Here is a 1,770-nt window from a genome sequence, read left to right on the forward strand (position 1 = left end):
CGATTTGCTGGCCAATTTGAAAGTAGGCTTTGGCCATGCGCTGCGACAGCATGCGTTGCCGCCCGGCCTTGTTGATCGCCGAATTGATGTCGCTGATCTGGGCCAGCGCGTCATGGCCGGCCAGGCCAAGAAAAAATGCGAGCAATAGAGACAACAGGGTCTTCACGAGGCCTCCCGGGATGGCTGTTTTCAAGCCGGGAGGATAGCTGCGGCATTCGCCGTCAGACCATGATACGAATCAACAATGTTACACAGCAGTAAAGCGGTCGTTCAAGGCATTTGCGTCAGGTAGTTGGCGATGGCCGTGACATCTTCGTTTTTTAGCGTAGCGGTGGCAATTGACATCAACTGATTGTTGCGCACGCCGGTCAGGTCGCGGTAGCGGGTGATCGAGCTTTTCAGATACGGCACTTTCTGCCCAGCCAGACGCGGGAACAACTCGTTGCCGCGGGCCTGCTCGCCATGGCAGCGAACGCAGAGCTTGGCGAACAACTCCTTGCCGTGCGGCACCAGCGCCTTGTCAGCAACGGACGGCGGCACCTTGATGCTGGCGTAATAGGTGGCCACCTGCACCCGCTCTTCTTCCTTGAGCACCTTGATCAGCCCTTGCATGAAGGGATCCTTGCGCTCGCCGGCACCGAACTTGCGAACCTATTCGAGCAGGTAGGCCGGGTTCTGGCCGGCCAGGTTCGGCACATCCGGCGTCTTGCTGATGCCGTCTTCACCGTGGCAATTGGCGCAGAAGAACGTCTCCTTCTTGCCGGCGTCGATCGCTGCCCGCAAGGCGACCGGGTCGGCGCTGAGCGCTTTCAGGCGTTCCTGCGCGGCGCTTGCCTGAGGCGTCGATTGAGCCAAAACCGAAGCAGACAGCAAGCAGCCAGCGAGAAAAATCAGTGCGCGCATCAAAATACCCCCACAAAATGTGCCGGTATTATGCCGTTCCACCCACCGTCAGTCCATCGATACGCAAAGTGGGTTGCCCGACGCCGACCGGAACGCTTTGCCCATCCTTGCCGCAGGTGCCAACGCCGGGGTCGAGTTTGAGGTCGTTGCCGATCATCGAAACGCGGGTCAGGGCGTCCGGCCCGTTGCCGATCAACGTCGCGCCCTTGATCGGGCGCGTCACCTTGCCGTCTTCGATGAGGTAGGCCTCGCTCATCGAAAAGACGAATTTTCCGCTCGTGATGTCGACCTGACCACCGCCGAAATTGGCGGCGTAGATGCCCTTCTTGACCGACTTGATGATTTCGGCGGGATCGTGCTTGCCGGCCAGCATCATGGTGTTGGTCATGCGCGGGATGGGCAGGTGGGCGAAGGATTCGCGCCGGCCGTTGCCGGTCGGGGCGACGCCCATGAGGCGGGCATTCAGGCTGTCTTGCAGGTAACCCTTGAGAATGCCGTCCTCAATCAGCACGGTGCGTTGCGTCGTGTTGCCTTCGTCGTCGATGTTGAGCGAGCCGCGCCGGTCGGCAATCGTGCCGTCGTCGATGACGGTGACGCCCTCGGCGGCAACGCGCTGGCCGACACGGCCACTGAAGGTCGAACTGCCCTTGCGGTTGAAATCGCCTTCCAGACCGTGGCCGACGGCTTCGTGCAGCAGGATGCCGGGCCAGCCGGCGCCGAGCACGACGGTCATCTGGCCAGCCGGTGCGGGGTCGGCATGGAGATTGGTGGCGGCTTGATGGACCGCTTCCTTGGCGTAGCGCTGGAGGATTTCGTCGTCGAAATAGCCGAAGTCGAAACGACCGCCGCCGCCCGACGAGCCCTGTT

General features: G+C 61.5%; 4 protein-coding genes. All 4 read right to left on the minus strand.

Features of this window, described 5'->3' with window-relative positions; genetic code table 11:
• Nucleotides 1-166, minus strand: a 166-nt coding sequence (locus ADADOO_RS15425) for a type IV pili methyl-accepting chemotaxis transducer N-terminal domain-containing protein (protein ID WP_511278393.1), incomplete at its 3' end; no start/stop codon positions are given.
• A 104-nt stretch (nucleotides 167-270) separates the two neighbouring features.
• Nucleotides 271-612 carry a c-type cytochrome gene (locus ADADOO_RS15430; protein WP_511278390.1) on the minus strand — a complete coding sequence of 114 codons (342 nt, stop codon included), beginning with the start codon at nucleotides 610-612 and terminating at the stop codon, nucleotides 271-273.
• Between the two features lie 39 nt (nucleotides 613-651).
• Nucleotides 652-903, minus strand: a complete 252-nt coding sequence (locus ADADOO_RS15435; RefSeq protein ID WP_511278391.1) for a c-type cytochrome — start codon at nucleotides 901-903, stop codon at nucleotides 652-654.
• 28 nt (nucleotides 904-931) lie between these two features.
• Nucleotides 932-1,770, minus strand: an 839-nt coding sequence (locus ADADOO_RS15440; protein WP_511278392.1) for a metallopeptidase TldD-related protein, incomplete at its 5' end; no start/stop codon positions are given.

Origin of the sequence: Azonexus sp., from assembly GCF_036170495.1 — a bacterium.
Lineage (GTDB): Bacteria > Pseudomonadota > Gammaproteobacteria > Burkholderiales > Rhodocyclaceae > Azonexus.